This is a genomic window from Paraburkholderia sp. BL6665CI2N2 (assembly GCF_004366535.1).
Classification (GTDB): Bacteria; Pseudomonadota; Gammaproteobacteria; order Burkholderiales; family Burkholderiaceae; genus Paraburkholderia.
Window position 1 is genome coordinate 7,952,886 of record NZ_SORC01000001.1, and the last position, 14,929, is coordinate 7,967,814.

The 14,929-nt window shown below is 65.8% G+C and carries 12 protein-coding genes; 6 read left to right on the plus strand and 6 right to left on the minus strand.

All coding sequences use genetic code 11. The features are described 5' to 3' along the window. The first annotated feature begins 30 nt into the window (after window positions 1–30). Window positions 31–1,020, plus strand: coding sequence for a LysR family transcriptional regulator (locus tag B0G81_RS35700; protein WP_134142218.1), 990 nt, complete (start codon window positions 31–33; stop codon window positions 1,018–1,020). Between the two features lie 25 nt (window positions 1,021–1,045). Here B0G81_RS35700 and B0G81_RS35705 read toward each other — a convergent pair whose 3' ends face one another. Continuing rightward, entirely contained in the window at window positions 1,046–2,410 is a 1,365-nt protein-coding gene (locus tag B0G81_RS35705) for an ATP-binding protein (RefSeq protein WP_134142221.1), read from the minus strand. Further along, a complete protein-coding gene (locus B0G81_RS35710) occupies window positions 2,410–3,069 on the minus strand; it encodes a response regulator (RefSeq protein WP_134142223.1) in 660 nt (219 codons plus the stop codon). Before B0G81_RS35710 ends, B0G81_RS35705 begins: the two co-directional genes overlap by 1 nt. A 218-nt stretch (window positions 3,070–3,287) precedes the next feature. Here B0G81_RS35710 and B0G81_RS35715 point away from each other — a divergent pair, with 218 nt between their 5' ends. Genes B0G81_RS35715 through B0G81_RS35725 form a run of 3 tightly spaced genes read left to right on the plus strand, consistent with a single transcriptional unit; the run spans window position 3,288 to window position 8,918 of the window. Continuing rightward, window positions 3,288–4,763, plus strand: a complete 1,476-nt coding sequence (locus B0G81_RS35715) for a TolC family protein (protein WP_243856705.1) — start codon at window positions 3,288–3,290, stop codon at window positions 4,761–4,763. After that, window positions 4,753–5,871, plus strand: a complete 1,119-nt coding sequence (locus B0G81_RS35720) for an efflux RND transporter periplasmic adaptor subunit (protein ID WP_134142224.1) — start codon at window positions 4,753–4,755, stop codon at window positions 5,869–5,871. The genes B0G81_RS35715 and B0G81_RS35720 overlap by 11 nt, the downstream gene beginning before the upstream one ends. Beyond that, on the plus strand, window positions 5,868–8,918 hold the full coding sequence (locus tag B0G81_RS35725; protein ID WP_134142227.1) for an efflux RND transporter permease subunit: 3,051 nt from the start codon (window positions 5,868–5,870) through the stop codon (window positions 8,916–8,918). The genes B0G81_RS35720 and B0G81_RS35725 overlap by 4 nt, the downstream gene beginning before the upstream one ends. A gap of 94 nt (window positions 8,919–9,012) precedes the next feature. Here B0G81_RS35725 and hpnK read toward each other — a convergent pair whose 3' ends face one another. Genes hpnK through B0G81_RS35740 form a run of 3 tightly spaced genes read right to left on the minus strand, consistent with a single transcriptional unit; the run spans window position 9,013 to window position 11,464 of the window. After that, on the minus strand, window positions 9,013–9,837 hold the full coding sequence (gene hpnK / locus B0G81_RS35730) for a hopanoid biosynthesis-associated protein HpnK (protein ID WP_134142229.1): 825 nt from the start codon (window positions 9,835–9,837) through the stop codon (window positions 9,013–9,015). Continuing rightward, window positions 9,827–11,101 carry a bacteriohopanetetrol glucosamine biosynthesis glycosyltransferase HpnI gene (hpnI, locus tag B0G81_RS35735; RefSeq protein ID WP_134142231.1) on the minus strand — a complete coding sequence of 425 codons (1,275 nt, stop codon included), beginning with the start codon at window positions 11,099–11,101 and terminating at the stop codon, window positions 9,827–9,829. Before hpnI ends, hpnK begins: the two co-directional genes overlap by 11 nt. A 12-nt stretch (window positions 11,102–11,113) precedes the next feature. Beyond that, window positions 11,114–11,464 (minus strand): hypothetical protein, encoded by a 351-nt coding sequence (locus B0G81_RS35740; protein WP_134142235.1) that lies wholly within the window; start codon window positions 11,462–11,464, stop codon window positions 11,114–11,116. Between the two features lie 179 nt (window positions 11,465–11,643). Here B0G81_RS35740 and B0G81_RS35745 point away from each other — a divergent pair, with 179 nt between their 5' ends. Both B0G81_RS35745 and B0G81_RS35750 read left to right on the plus strand, forming a co-directional pair. Continuing rightward, entirely contained in the window at window positions 11,644–12,303 is a 660-nt protein-coding gene (locus tag B0G81_RS35745; RefSeq protein WP_106284334.1) for a response regulator transcription factor, read from the plus strand. Beyond that, a complete protein-coding gene (locus B0G81_RS35750; RefSeq protein ID WP_134142239.1) occupies window positions 12,300–13,703 on the plus strand; it encodes an ATP-binding protein in 1,404 nt (467 codons plus the stop codon). Before B0G81_RS35745 ends, B0G81_RS35750 begins: the two co-directional genes overlap by 4 nt. Window positions 13,704–13,847: 144 nt before the next feature. On the opposite strand, the gene B0G81_RS35755 is transcribed toward B0G81_RS35750, so the two are convergent. Then, window positions 13,848–14,843: a flippase-like domain-containing protein gene (locus B0G81_RS35755; RefSeq protein ID WP_134142243.1), complete on the minus strand. Its 996-nt coding sequence runs from the start codon at window positions 14,841–14,843 to the stop codon at window positions 13,848–13,850. Window positions 14,844–14,929: the final 86 nt, after the last annotated feature.

The window sequence follows — 14,929 nt, forward strand, 5'->3', positions numbered from 1 at the left end:
TACGTTTGCTGATGTTTTATTCATACCAACATGGACCTCAGGCAAATCCAGTATTTCATCGCGCTCTTCGAGGACGGTTCGGTCACGCGGGCGGCGAAACGCCTGAACATCGTGCAGCCAGCGCTCAGCATGCAAATCGCCAAACTCGAGGACGAACTGCACCAGCAGCTCTTCGAGCGCAACGCGCACGGCATGGCGCCGACCGCCGCCGGCCGGCTCATGTACCGGCTGTTTCTGCCGATCATGCGCGATCTCGCGCACGCGCGTCAGCAGCTCGTGCAGCGCGACGAGGTGGTGACCGGCCACGTGTCGATCGGGCTGATCGCGTCGGTCACGGAAAGCGTGCTGGCCGATGCACTGTCGCGTTTTCACGCGCGTTATCCGCATGTCGAAGTCACCGTGGCGGACGGCTACAGCGCGACCTTCATAGACTGGGTAACGGGCGGCCAGCTCGACGCGGCCTTGATCAACAAACCGCGCGCGCGCTTCTCACTCGACGCGCAGCCCTTGCTCGACGAGGAAATGGTGCTGGTGACGAGCGCCGAGCACGGCCCCGAGTTGCCGCACGCCATTGAACTCGCGCAACTGCCGGAACTGGAACTGGTGCTGCCGACCAAGCGTCACGGCTTGCGTGGCGTACTCGATACGGCGGCACAGCACGAAGACGTGCTGCTCGCGCCGCGCTTCGAAATCGACGTGTTGAGCACGATCGTGAAGCTGGTGGAGAGCACCCACTTCGCGACCATCCTGCCGCGGATCGCCGTGCAGCGCGCGGTGCGCCAGGGCAGCCTGCGCGCCTATCCGATTCTCGCGCCGCGCATCGTGCGGCATATCGTGTGCGTGAGCCATCCGCGACGCCCGTTGAGCGCCGCGGCGGATGCGCTGGTGTCGATCATCGCTGACGAGTTGCGCCAGGTGTCGAGCGCGCCGGAACTGGACGCGACGCTGAGCACCGAGTCCGGCGATGCGTCGAATGATCCGCCTCCGGCGCTTTCGTCCAGCAACGAACGCGGCGCTTGAACGTGGCGGCGTGAATCGAACACCGTCAGATTCTAAGGGCCACTGGCGCGCCGATCTCATGCGCCTTCAGACCGGACACTGACACCCGCAAGCCGGGCCGGCCTTCGTTGTTGCGCAGAGACAGATCCAACTGATGCCGCGCGGCAATGCGCGACACGATCGCGAGCCCAAGGCCGCTGCCTTCGCCTTGCGCCCCTTCGCCGCGATAGAAACGGTCGAAGACCCGTTCGCGTTCGGCCTCCGGAATCCCCGAGCCGGTATCGGCAACTTCGAAGCCAACGCGCGTGCCGTCACGCTTGAGGATCACGTCGACGCGTCCGCCGCGCGGCGTATGCCGGATCGCGTTGTTGATCAGATTGCCCAGCAGCACGCTCATGCCGTGCGGCTCGGCCAGCACGGTATAAGCGTCCCCCTCCGTGCGCGCGCCTTCGCACTCCAGGCCGATGTCGATCTCCCTGGTTTCCGCCAGCAGCGAAAAATCGCCCACGGCCTGTTCGCCGATGCGCCGCAGGCTGACCGGCACCATCGCCGTGACCGGATGCGTGTCTTCACGCGCGAGCGCCAGCAGTTGCTGCACCAGGTGAATGATGCGGTTCACGCGCCCCTCGACGCGTTCGAGCGTTTGGCCTTCGCCCTTTAACGAACCATCGCGCGACGCGGCCTGCAATTGCAGCTTCAACGCGGCGAGCGGTGAGCGCAACTCGTGCGCGGCATCGGCGATGAACGTGCGTTGCGCTTGCGACGCCGTGTGCAGCCGCTGCAGCAGATCGTTGAGCGCTTCGACCAGCGGCCTGATCTCGACCGGCACGCTGCCGTCCAGGCGCAGCGGTTCCAGCGAATCGATCGTACGGGTGGACAATGCGCGCGACAGCCCGCCAATCGGCGCCAGCCCGCGCGCCACCACCAGCAGGACCAGCACGATCGTCACCGGCACCAGCACGCCGAGCGGCCAGAGCGTATGCAGCGCAAGGCGCATCGCGAGGTCCTCGCGCACGGAGATGGGCTGCGCCACCTGAATATAGCGTTCCCCCTGCTGCACGGCGAACGTGCGCCAGTGATACTCGCCGCGCTCCACCGTGTCGTAGCCCGGGGGTTGGCGCGCGAACACCGGCGCCTGCAGCGAGTGATAGATCAGCTTGCCCGCGCCGTCCCAGATTTCGATGACGACCCGGTCGTCGGCCAGACCACCGAGGTCGGGGTCGCGATGTTCGCGGTCGCCCGTGCCGGCGAGATTCAACGGCAGCGACAGGGCGATCGTGCGCAACTCATAGTCGAAGAGTTCGCTCGCTTCCTCGCGCGCCGTATGAAAGATGCCGTAGCCGGCCACGCCCGAGGCGGCCGCCAGACCGAAGATCAGCCAGCCCAGCAGCCAGCGGCGAATCGACGTCATCAGCACCTCTTCAGACGGTAGCCCACACCGCGCACGGTCACCACCTGGTCCGCGCCGATCTTGCGCCGCAAACTGTGCACGTGCACTTCGATGGTATTGCTGCCCACTTCCTCGCCCCAGCCGTACAGTTTTTCTTCGAGCTCGGTCTTGGTGAACACGCGCGTCGGTTCTTCGATCAGCGCTTGCAACAACGCGAATTCGCGCGGCACGAGCGGCACTGGCTCGCCGGACTTGCTGACCTCGTGCGCCGCGGGGTCGAGCGTTATCTCGCCGTGCGCGTAGACCGGCTGCTTCTGGCCGGTGCGCCGCCTGAGCAGTGCGCGCACGCGCGCGGCCAGTTCGTCGAGATCGAATGGCTTGATCAGATAATCGTCGGCGCCGGCGTCGAGGCCGCGAATCCGTTCGTCGACGGCGTCGCGTGCCGTCAGGATGATGACCGGCGCGGCGCCGCCGTTCTTGCGATAGGCATTGAGGACGTCGATGCCGTCCTTCTTCGGCAGGCCGAGATCGAGCAGCACGAGGTCATACACGCCGTTGCCGAGCGACAGTTCCGCCGCGCGGCCGTCTTCCGCCCAGTCGATCGCGTAGCCCGAGCGGCGCATCGTGCCCAGAACCGTTTCCGCAATCATGTCGTCGTCTTCGACCAGTAGCAGACGCATGGCCTCTCCTCTCCCTTATTGGCTCCGGCATTGTCCCGCCCGGTAGCTTAACGCTTCCTTATGGCTTGCTTATGTTTTGCTGAAGGGACACTGAAGGGAGGCTGAAGGGCGGCTTAAATCGGCGTTAAGCATGTCTTAAGCAGTCCATCAGCAAAATCGCTTCTTTTTCCGTGGCCTTCCCGCGCGGATGCCCCGTTTTTTTGTTGAGGAGCCGGATTTTGCCCGTTCTCAATGCCGCGTCCGCGGCTATATCGGCGGCCGTGTCTGTGTTCGCCGCGGCCGGGCCCGTGGCCGGACACACACCGCGACCCTACGAACGGTTGCGCGCGCTGGTGCCGCTGTGCGCGCTGCTGATGGGCGGCTGCACGTGGTATCACCGCGAGCCGCTCGCGCCGCAGGATACGTCCACCTCCGCCCATTCGCTCGAGCGCATCCGCATCGATCCGGCGAGCATGCCGTTGCCGGAGCTGGCCGCGCATCATTTCGATCCGTCCGACGGACTCGATATCGACGAGGTCGCGATGCTCGCGGTCGCCAACAACCCAGACCTGAGGCTGGCCCGCGACGACCTCGGCATTGCCCGCGCTCAGGCCTATTCAGCGGGCCTGCTGCCGGACCCGCAACTGAGCATAGCGAGCGATTATCCCGGCCAGATCGGCACCGTGCGCGCGTTCAACTACGGCTTGAGCATGGACGTGATGGCGATCGTGCTGCGCAGCGCCAACAAACAATCCGCCGACGCCACGGTGGCGAAAACCGACCTCGGTCTGCTGTGGCAGGAATGGCAGATCGTCGCGCAAGCGCGGCAGTTGTTCATCAAGACGCGTTTTCAACAGGACACGCTGCCCCTCTTGCAGCGCCAGCGTGAGCTCACGCGCACGCGCTATGAACGCATGGCCGAAGCGCGCCGCGACGGCAACCTCACCGACGACACGTTGACGGCGGCGCTCCTCGCCTATGGCGACGCCCGCAAGCAATACACGGACACCGAACGCGCAGCCGAGCAAACGCACCATGATCTGAACGCGCTGCTCGGCATCTCGCCCGAGGTGCAACTGCAACTCACAGGCGGCGACAACATCGAGCCGCTCTCCGACACGACGCTCGATGCCGCGCTCGCCGGGCTGCCTCGGCGCCGCCCGGATCTGATCGCGCTGCAAGCAGGCTACGAGGCGCAGGAACAGAAATATCGCGCCGCGATTCTCAGCCAGTTCCCGAGTCTGTCGGTGGGCTTCGTGCGGGCGCGCGATACGTCGAACATCTACACAAGCGGCTTCCAGATCAACCTCAGCCTGCCGATCTTCAACCGCAATCAAGGCAACGTCGCAATCGAGCAGGCCAGCCGCCAGCGATTGCGCGACGAATATCAAACACGGCTGAACAGCGCTTACGGCGACGTCGCGCATCTGCGCGCGGACAACGCGGTCCTCACGCGGCAATTGCAGCAAACCGAAGCCGCGTTGCCCGAGGTCGACCTCGCCGCCCGGCACGCGGCCGCGGCCTATGGGGATCACAGCCTCGCGCTCGGCGCCTACACCGACGCGCAAAGCGCCGCGCTCACCAAACAGATCGACGTCGCGACCTTGCGCGAGTCGCTCGCCGAACAACGCGTCGGCTTGCAGGCGCTGCTCGGCAGCGCGATTCCCGACGCCTACTCCACCGCTCTCACCTTCACCGACACTCATGCGAAATAGCCTGACTTCAGCGCTGCGGCCGCGCATTGCCGCCGGTGCGATTTCGATCGCCTGCGCCACGCTGCTGTGCGCGGGCGTTCATACGGCCCGCGCGGCAAGCGCCGGCGACACCGCCGAGCAACCCGTGGTCGCCGTGCAAACCGTGCGCGTGCAGCGCGCCGAGATCGCGCAGCCGGTGCGCGCGTATGGCGTCGTCGCGGCGTCCGCGTCGAACCTCACCACCGTCAATCTGCCGTACACCGCGCGCATCGTGCAGATGCGCGTGCAGTCCGGGCAAACAGTGACGCGCGGCGCGCCGCTCTTCCTCGTGCAGGCCGACCCGGCCGCCGTGCTTGCCGCAACCCAGGCGAAAAGCGCCGTGACGCTCGCGCAAGGCGAGCTGGCGCGCACGCAATCGCTGTACGACAAAGGACTCGCCACGCAGTCGCAACTCGCCAGCGCCCGCAAGGCCGCCGACGACGCGCAGCAGGCGCTCGCCGCGCAGAACCAGACCGGCGTGGCGAGCGGCAACAAAATCATCACCGCGCCGAACGACGGCGTCGTGCTGCAGGTTTCGGCCGCTCAAGGCGATCAGGTGCAAGCCGGCACGGCGATCCTGCAACTCGCGGGCGGCAGCGGCAAGGACGCGCGCGCCAACGTGATGCTCGGCGTCGAGCCCGCCGATGCCGCCGCGATCCACACCGGCGACCTCGTCGCGTTGCACGGTCTGTCCACGTCGCTCGCGAAGACTTCGGCGAACGGCCACGTGGCACTGGTCGGCGCCTCGATCGATCAGCAGAGCCAGCTCGTCGACGTCGGCGCGAACGTGCCGCTCGGTCAGACGGCCTTTATTCCCGGCACGCGCGTGAGCGCGGACATCGCGACCCGCAGCGGCACGCACTGGATCGTGCCGCGTGCCGCTGTGCTGAAAGACGGCCAAGGCGCGTACGTGTTCCAGATCACGCCGCAGAACAAGGCGCGCCGCGTGGCGGTGACCACCCAGGTCGAGAACGGCGACCGTTACGGCGTGGATGGCCCGCTCGACGCCGCGCAAGGCCTCGTGGTCAGCGGCAACTATGAGTTGAAGGACGGCATGGCGGTGCGAACCAGTGCAGGCGCGCCGCGATGAATTTCGGTCAATGGATGCAGAAGCACCGCCGCTCGCTGCTGTTCGTGATCGCGTTGCTGGCGATCGCGGGCGCACTGACCGCGTTCCGCCTGCCGATCTCGCTGTTCCCGAACGTCGCGTTTCCGCGCGCGGTCGTTTCGCTCGACGCGGGCGACCGCCCCGCCGAACAGATGGCCACGCTCGTCACGATGCCGGTCGAAGAAGCGCTGCGGCGCGTGCCGAACGTGCGCGACGTGGAATCGAAAACAAGCCGCGGCGCGGCCGAAATCTCGATCAATTTCGACTGGGGCACCGACATGGCGCAAGCCACCTTGCAGGCACAGTCGGCCATCAGCGAGATTCTCGCGACGCTGCCGCAAGGCACCTCGATGCAGGTGCGGCGCATGGACCCGACCGTGTTTCCGGTGCTGGCGTATAGCCTCACTTCGCAGCAGCAGTCGCTCTCCACGCTGCACGATCTCGCGCAGTTCCAGATGCGGCCGTTGCTGTCTTCGGTGGAAGGCGTGGCGCGGGTCGACGTGACAGGCGGCGCGCAGGACGAGTTCGAAGTCGCGATCGATCCCGCGCGACTCGCCGCGTACAAGCTCTCGCTCTCCGATGTGTCGAAGGCGATCGGCGCGAGCAACGTGCTGATGGCGAACGGCCGCATCGAGGATCACTACAAGCTCTATCTCGTGATCGCCAACACCACCATTACGCGGCTCGACGAGTTGCGCAACGTCGTGGTGTCGGCCAGCGGCGCGACGCAGATCCGCCTCGGCGACGTCGCGATCGTACGCCAGGGCGTGGTGCCGCAATGGATGCGCGTCACCGCCGACGGGCAGGACGCGGTGCTCATCAACGTGTACCAGCAGCCGGGCGCGAACAGCGTGGCGATGGCCAGGGCGATCCGCGCGAAGCTCGCCGACTTCCAGCATCAGATGCCGGCCGGCGTGCATCTCTCGAACTGGTACGACCAGAGCGAACTGGTGATTGCCTCGGCCACCAGCGTGCGCGACGCGATCATGATCGGCGTGGTGCTGGCGGCGCTGACGTTGTTTGCGTTCCTGCGCAACTGGAAGATCACCGCGATCGCCGTCGCGCTGGTGCCGGTGGTGATGGCCGCGACCATCCTGTTGCTCGACGTGTTCGGCATGGGCTTCAACATTATGACGCTCGGCGGCATGGCCGCCGCCGTCGGTCTCGTCATCGACGACGCGATCGTGATGATCGAGCACATCGTGCGGCGCATGCGTGAAGGTGGCGCACGCGCTTTTCATGGCCGAGTAATGGCGGCGGCGCTCGAATTCACGCGGCCGCTGGCGGGCTCTTCGGCGGCGACGCTGATCATTTTCGTGCCGTTGGCGTTTTTATCCGGCGTGACGGGTGCGTTCTTCAAGGCGCTCTCCGTCACCATGGCGAGCGCGCTGTTCATTTCCTTTCTCGTCACGTGGCTCGCGGTGCCGATTCTGTGCGACCGCTGGCTGAAACCGAAAGACGCCGAGGAACACCAGGAAACCCGCTTCGCCTCGTGGATGAACCGGCGCTACGCGTTTCTGGTGGAGCGCGTCACCGCGCGGCCAGTGCTCGTGCTGCTCGGCCTGCTGCCGCTGATCGTGGTGGCCGCGTTCGCGTTCACGCGCGTAGGCAGCGGCTTCATGCCGAGCATGGACGAAGGCGGTTTCGTGCTCGATTACCACACCGAACCGGGCACGTCGGTGAGCGAGACTGATCGCTTGATGAAGCAGATCGAAGGCATTATTCGCGCGAACCCGAATGTCGCGACCTATTCGCGCCGTACCGGCGCCGGTCTCGGCGGCGATCTGAACGAGCCGAACAAGGGTGACTTCTTCGTGCGGCTGAAGTCCGGCAATCGCGAGCCGATCGCCACCGTCATGGAGGAAATCCGCTCGAAGGTCGAGACTCAGGTGCCCGGCGTGAGTGTCGAACTCGCGCAGTTGATGGAGGATCTGATCGGCGACCTGACGGCGGTGCCGCAACCGGTCCAGATCAAGATCTATTCCGACGACCCGAACACACTCGAGACGACCGCGCGCAAGGTGGCGGCGCAGATCGGCAAGATTCAGGGCGTGGTGGACGTGAACGACGGCATCAATCCCGCCGGCGACGCGCTCGAACTGCACATCCGCCCCGAAGCGGCAGCGGCCGAGGGCATGGACCCGCAATCGATCGCGCAGGCCGTGTCCGATATGGTGGAAGGCAATGTGGCCACGCAATTCCAGAGCGGCCCGAAAACGGTCGGCGTGCGCGTGCGCGTGGCCGGCGCAATGAAGCTCACGGATACGCAACTGGGACAGTTGCAGATCCGCGCGCCCGACGGCCATCTGTTCGCGCTCGATCGCGTCGCCGATCAGGTGACGGTGACCGGCCAGCCGGAGATCAGCCGCGACAATCTGAAACGGATGGTGGCGGTGACCGCGCGCATCGACGGCCGCGATCTGGGCTCGACAATCGCCGACGTGCAGAAGACGCTCAGCGATAAGAGCCTGTTGCCCACCGGCGTGTATTACGAGTTGGGCGGCCTGTATCAGCAGCAGCAGATTGCGTTCAAAGGACTGTTGAGCGTGTTCGGCGCGGCGATCGCGCTCGTGTTCGGCTTGCTGCTGTTTCTCTACGAGCGCTTTCGCGTCGCGCTGGCGGTCATGGCGATGCCGTTGCTTGCGGCGGGTGCGGTGTTTATCGGCTTATGGGTCACCGGCATCGAATTGAACATCTCCGCGATGATGGGGATGACAATGATCATCGGCATCGTGACCGAGGTGGCGATTTTTTATGTGTCGGAGTTGCAGGGACTCGTGCGGGACGACGAGATGCCATTTGAGGACGCGTTGCTGAGCGCCGGGCGCAATCGTCTGCGTCCCATCGCGATGACGACGATCGCCGCGATTCTGGCGCTGCTGCCGCTGGCTTTTGCACTTGGGCAAGGTTCGGCAATGCAGCAGCCGCTGGCGATTGCGATTATTTCCGGGTTGATTGTGCAGTTGCCGCTGGTGTTGCTGTTGCTGCCAGTGCTGTTGAAGTTGTTGATGAAGAAGGAGGCGATTTAAGCCGGCAATCGGCGGCCTACGCCGCATTTCGCTTCTGTGCGCCCGCGGCTCGCGGCGGGCGCACAGTCAGATCAGTCGGCGAGTTGAACCCAACCTACACCTTCAGCACATCCCCGAACCCGCCAACCCGCACGCCCGCCGCCCGGATCGCCATCGCCACTTTCGGCGACAACAACGCGCGCAGTTCATCCTCGTGCCGGTACATCTTCATTCCGTCGCTCAACGCCCGCTCCCCGGCCACCGCGGGATGGCAGTAAATCTCCCCTACCCCATTCGGCAGATCGGCGAGCGCCGCCAGCCACGCCGCCTCATCCATCCGGCCGCTATCCGCGATCCCCACCACATAATCGTTATGCGCAATGCCGGCGCGATCCAGACGCGCCTTGACTTGCGCGATCCACGGCCGCAACCATAGCGGCGCGTTCGCTTCGAACGGCAAGCGCATCGCCTTCATCCCATACTCCCGGCCGATCTCCAGAATCAGTCCGAGCACCGTCGGATGCAAATGAAAATGCTTGTGCGTGTTGACATGATCGAGCGTCAGGCCGGTCTGCGCGAAGGCATCGAACTGCGCGCGAATTTCCCGCGCAAGCTGCTTGCGCACGTGCGGCAAAAAGAAGAATCGCAGGCCGTCGCGCACCATGTTGTCGCCGAAGCGGCCATGCTCGTCGAGCAAGGCCGCAATCGCCGCGCGCGGCGCGAGCGGGTCGCCGTCGGCCAGCACCAGATGCAGGCCGACACGCAAGCGCGGCAACGCGCGGGCGCGCGCCACCGCGTCGCTGGCGGCCGGTGCGCCGATCATCAGGCTGGCGGCGCTCAGCACGCCCTCGCGATGCGCTCGCTCCACTGCCAGATTCACTCGCGCGTGCAGACCGAAATCGTCGGCGGTCACGATCAATGCGCGTGGCTTAGCCGCCATCCGACGCCTCCATCACGTCCATCACATTCAACGCGCCGTTGCGCGCGGCCTTCGACGTCGCAGCCTCGATGGGCACGCGCGCACCGCGCCACATCACATGCGAGCCGAACACGGCGGCGCACCACTGCAACGCCAGCAACGTATCACGCAGCGGCACGAGCGGCAAATCGCGCCAGAAGGTGCGCTCGCGACGCGCGGAGCGCAGATGCATCAACAGACGTGCGGCGAGACCCGCAGCCGCCCCGGCCCCGCTCGTGAACGCGGCCCACGCGTGCACCGCATCCGACGAAGCGGCCGCAAGGCCGGCACTCAGCCACGCGCCGGCCAATAGCCAGGGCGTGGGAAAGGTGATGAAGAGGAACGCGAAACCCGGCGCATTCACCGAGCGAATCGTGCGCAGCCAGCGCGTTTCGCGCTGCCACAAGGCGGAAAACGTCGGCTCGATCACGTCGGTGGCCACCATCACGCGCGAGAGCACGGTTTGCAGGCCAAGCGCGCGCACGTGTTCAGCCAGCCAGTAGTCGTCCGCGAGACAGTTTTTCAGCGCCTCGAAACCGCCGATGCGTTCAAGCGTCGCGCGCCGCAACGCAAGCGTCGCACCGAAGCCGAACCGGCGCGAGCCGGCCGCGTGCGCGACCCGCACCGACGGCGCGAACCATTCGTTGATGAAGAGCGCGCCCACGCGCGGCCAGAAGCCGCCGATGCCGCGCGCCACATAGAGGCACGTGACCACGCCCACGCGCGGATCCGCGAGCGGCGCGGCCACGCTGTCGAGATAATCGGCTTCGACGGCGATGTCGCTGTCGGCGATCACGATGACCTCATGGCGTGCCCGCGCGGCCATGTTGATCAGATTGCTGACCTTGAGATTGCTGCCGTGCACGCGCGCATCGATCGCGAGTTCGATATCGTGCGACGGATAGGCGGCCTGCAGACGGCGCACCACGGCAATCGCGGAATCGTCCGGCGAGGACACGCCGAGCACGAGCTGAAAATGCGCATGACGCTGCTCGCAAAAGGTCCGCAGATTGTCGTACAGACGCGGCTCCGCGCCGCACAGCGGCTTGAGCACGCTGACGCCGACCTGCGCGAAGCGCTGCTGCGGTTGCGAAATGTGCGAGGAAGAATGAGCGGTGCGACCCGCCGCACCGCGGCGCGAACTAAAAAACGGCATCGCGACTGCCGCCAGCAGCGCGTACAGGGACGCGCTCAAGCAGACGGCCAGCAGAACCCATTGACATGCCGTCACCGCGTGCGGCGCCATCGTCCGCTTCCGTCAGTGCTCGGCCAGCACGAACGCCCTGCCGGTCAGGCGCAAATGAAGAATCACAAGCCAGCGCCGCGGACAATTCGCGGCGATTGCGACCGGCCGCGAAGGCCGGCTCATGCCCGTGGCGAAACGCCCCTGCAACGCGAGTTCGAAGGCGGCATGCGCGAACTGGCGTGTCACGATCACGCCGCTGAAAATCACGGCAATGGCGAGCAGGCGGAACGACATGGAGCTGAAGGCGCTCTGCGAAACCGGCAGTACCAGCAGCGCGACGCAGGCGAGCACTTCGGCGCCCATGGCGGTGAGCGAGGCCACCATCAGGTGGGCGCGCAGCATGTCGACGGTGGCTGGCTTCATGGCTGGGTCTCGTGACCTGTTGAGGGGCGATAGTAGCGATCCAAGCTGAAGGAAACCTTAAGCAAGTAAGCGTATAAAGCGAGTGATGACAACATGGTTAAACTTCGGATTACAGTTGCAGGCTTGCTTAACTATTGCGGTTGCCTTGCAATGAAACATCGAATGGAAAAAACGGACTCATGCGCGTACTCCTCGTAGAAGACGACGATCTGATCGGCTGCGGCATCGAAGCGGGACTACGTCAGGCCGGCTTCACGGTCGACTGGGCGCGCGACGGCCACAAGGCCGGTCTCGCGCTCGACACCACCGCCTACGCCCTCGTGCTGCTCGACCTCGGCCTGCCCCGCGTGTCGGGTATGGAACTGCTGAAACGGCTGCGCGATTCGGGCAAGGACGTGCCGGTGCTGGTGCTGACCGCGCGGGGCACGGTGGTCGACCGTGTCGGCGGCCTCGAAGCGGGCGCCGACGACTATCTGGGCAAGCCCTTCGATCTGACCGAACTGGTCGCCCGTTGCCGGGCCTTGTTGCGCCGCGCGCAGGGTCGCAGCGTCGAGCAGATCCGCTATCAGCATTTGACGGTCAACCCGGCCGCGCAAACTGTCGAAGTGGGCACGACGCGCGTGCCGCTCACCTCGCGCGAATGGGCGATCCTGATGCAGTTGCTGACCAACCAGGGGATTCCCCAGTCGCGCTCGCGTCTCGAAGAAAGCCTGTACGGCTGGCAGGAAGAAATCGAGAGCAACGCGATCGAGGTGCACGTGTCCAATCTGCGCAAGAAACTCGGCGCCAAGCTGATCAAGACGGTGCGCAATATCGGCTACGTCGTGGAGAAAGAATGATGGGCGCGTCGATCCGCCGGCGTCTCGTGCTTCTGGTTCTCACCAGCATCGCGCTGGTCTGGGGCGTGGCGCTGGTGTCGAGTTATCGTCAGGCCACCCGCGAGGTCGCCGAATGGGAAGAGGCGCGTCTCGCGGAACTCGCGCAGATTCTCGCCCTGCTCGATCAGCGCAATCTCACCACGCTCGCCAACGCGCGCATCGACGTGCGCGAGGAAGAAAAAGGCGGCGAGCCCGGCGCCAACGACCGCGACGACGACGACGCGCTGCCGCGCGACGCGCTCTTCCAGGTCCGCGGCGCGAACGGCGAGGTGCTGGCGGGCAGCCCGCAATTGCGCGAGCTCAATGCCTGGGATCTGCCGGTGCCGGCGGTGAGCGGCACGCGGGACATCACGCTCGGCGGCCAGATGTATCACTCGTTCACCTTGCGCGACACCGCGCTCGGCCATACGGTGCGCGTGTTCGAACCGGCCAATACGCGCAGCGATCTGGTGAGCGGCGTTGCGAGCCGCATCGCCCGGCCTACGCTGGTCGCGCTGCCGGTGCTGGCGGTTATGGTGTGGTTCAGCATCGGCTGGAGTCTGGCGCCGCTCAGGCTGCTCTCGCGCGCCATCCGTTCGCGCGACGTCAACCGGTTGGAGCCGGTCGACATCGGCCGCGCGCCGACCGAGGTGCGCCCGCTCGTCGATGCGATCAATCTGCTGTTGTCGCGTCTGCTGCATTCGCTGGAGCGCGAACGCGCGTTTACCGCCGACGCCGCGCACGAACTGAAAACGCCGCTGGCCGCGATCAAGGTGCAGGCACAAGTCGCGCTGGCGGAAACGGACATGGCGCGGCAGCGGCTGGCCATGGAACGCGTGGTGCAAGGCGTCGATCGCAGCGCGCGGCTCGCGGAGCAGTTGCTGCTGCTCGCGCGTCTGGACGTGCATGAAAAAATTTCGACCGCGCCGCTCAAACCGGCAACGGTGGCGAAAGACGCGCTGCTCGCCAACGAGCGCAACGCGCAACAGAAAGACATTCACGTGACGCTGCTCGGCGACCTGCGCGCCGAGATCGACGCGGAGCCTGTGCTGATCGGCATCCTGCTCGACAATCTGCTCGATAACGCGATCAAGTACGGGCACGCCGGCGGCAGTATCGAAGTGGCGGTGCAGCACGCGCAAGACCGCGTGCAAGTGACCGTGCGCGACGACGGCCCCGGAGTCGAGGCGGGCGACCTCGACCGTCTGACGAATCGCTTTTTTCGCGCGACGGGCAATCAGGCCACTGGCAGCGGACTGGGTCTTTCGATCGTCGCGCGCATCGCGGAGCATTTTGGCGCGAGCCTGCGTCTGGGCAAAGGCATCGGCGAGCGCGGGCTCGCCGTCGAGGTGTCGTTTCCCGCTTATGCGCAGGCGAGTTGAGGAGAATGCAGAAGCGGTCTCGCATCGACGCGCCCGGCTTGCAAGGGTGTGCTTGCTTACGGTCATGCGCCCGCGCGCCGCAAACTGTGGCGCCCTCGTCCGGGTGCTGCCACGCCGCGCGACGTGCGCCTGCGACGTGCGCCCTTAAGGCGCGCGCTCGAACCCGCGCTCCGGTGCCCGGTTCGACGACTCCGCGAACTGCCACGCAACCAGGCCGGGCACGAACATCACCAGATCGCGAATCCGGCGCGCGCCGGCCAGCGCAAGACAGGTGGAAGGATCGAGGCCCAGCGCGCCGCCGATCAGGATGAAGCCGCCCTCCTGCACGCCGAGCCCGCCCGGCACGAAGAACGCCGCGCTGCTGATCGCCTGGATCAGCGATTCGATCACCACCGCTTCCACGAGCGTGACCTGCACACCGAGAAAGTGCAGCGCCAGCCAGATTTCCAGCGACGTGAGGAAGCACTGCAGCGGTTGCCAGAAGAACAGATAGCGCAGCACCGCGCCACGCCGCCGCCAGATCAGCCTGATGGCCTGATCGATCTGCGCCGACTGCCCGACCAGCGCGGCGAGCTTGCCGCTCGTCAGATGATTGAGCGCGCGCGTGATGCGCTCGAACGGGCTCGCGTGCTGCACCAGCGCGAACAGCACCAGTAGCGGCGTGAGCACCACCACGCCCCACGCCAGCTGTCCGGCGAGCCGCAGCGTGTCGGAATGCGCATGGGCGAACAGAAAGCCGATGCCGACCATCGTGAACAGCAACTGGCTGATCACCGTAAGCTGCATATCGACGACGATGCTGCCCACCGCCGTGGACGGCCGCACGCCCCAACGTCTGAGCATGCGGAACGACACCACCTCGCCGCCGATGCGCGCCACCGGCAGCATGCTATTCACCGATTCGCGCACCCACACGAGGTGCAGCATATTGATAAGACCCGGACGATTCGCGCCGCGAATTAGCGAACGCCAGTCGCAGGCATTCGCCAGCATGGGCAGCACGTGCGCGAGCGCGGCCAGCAGCAGTCCCGCGCCGGCCGCGCGCAGCGCGCCGAGCACGGCGCCGGGGTTGTCGTGCCAGACGAGCCAGAGTGATGCCAGCAAGCCGGCTAACGCGGCGATACGGCCGAGATGTTTCATCACGCGCGCACCTCGTGCGTGCGCTTCAGGCGCGTTGCCCTGCTTTTAGCCACTGCTTTAAAAACCTTCTGCATCATTGCCGATCC

What these genes read in the sequence shown, in the direction of transcription:
- B0G81_RS35745 (WP_106284334.1), top strand. Translation starts at nt 11,644, where the DNA reads ATGCGCGTACTCCTCGTAGAAGACGACGATCTGATCGGCTGCGGCATC.
- B0G81_RS35700 (WP_134142218.1), top strand. Translation starts at nt 31, where the DNA reads ATGGACCTCAGGCAAATCCAGTATTTCATCGCGCTCTTCGAGGACGGT.
- hpnK (WP_134142229.1), bottom strand. Translation starts at nt 9,837, where the DNA reads ATGGCGGCTAAGCCACGCGCATTGATCGTGACCGCCGACGATTTCGGT.
- hpnI (WP_134142231.1), bottom strand. Translation starts at nt 11,101, where the DNA reads ATGGCGCCGCACGCGGTGACGGCATGTCAATGGGTTCTGCTGGCCGTC.
- B0G81_RS35750 (WP_134142239.1), top strand. Translation starts at nt 12,300, where the DNA reads ATGATGGGCGCGTCGATCCGCCGGCGTCTCGTGCTTCTGGTTCTCACC.
- B0G81_RS35705 (WP_134142221.1), bottom strand. Translation starts at nt 2,410, where the DNA reads ATGACGTCGATTCGCCGCTGGCTGCTGGGCTGGCTGATCTTCGGTCTG.
- B0G81_RS35740 (WP_134142235.1), bottom strand. Translation starts at nt 11,464, where the DNA reads ATGAAGCCAGCCACCGTCGACATGCTGCGCGCCCACCTGATGGTGGCC.
- B0G81_RS35725 (WP_134142227.1), top strand. Translation starts at nt 5,868, where the DNA reads ATGAATTTCGGTCAATGGATGCAGAAGCACCGCCGCTCGCTGCTGTTC.
- B0G81_RS35755 (WP_134142243.1), bottom strand. Translation starts at nt 14,843, where the DNA reads ATGAAACATCTCGGCCGTATCGCCGCGTTAGCCGGCTTGCTGGCATCA.
- B0G81_RS35710 (WP_134142223.1), bottom strand. Translation starts at nt 3,069, where the DNA reads ATGCGTCTGCTACTGGTCGAAGACGACGACATGATTGCGGAAACGGTT.
- B0G81_RS35720 (WP_134142224.1), top strand. Translation starts at nt 4,753, where the DNA reads ATGCGAAATAGCCTGACTTCAGCGCTGCGGCCGCGCATTGCCGCCGGT.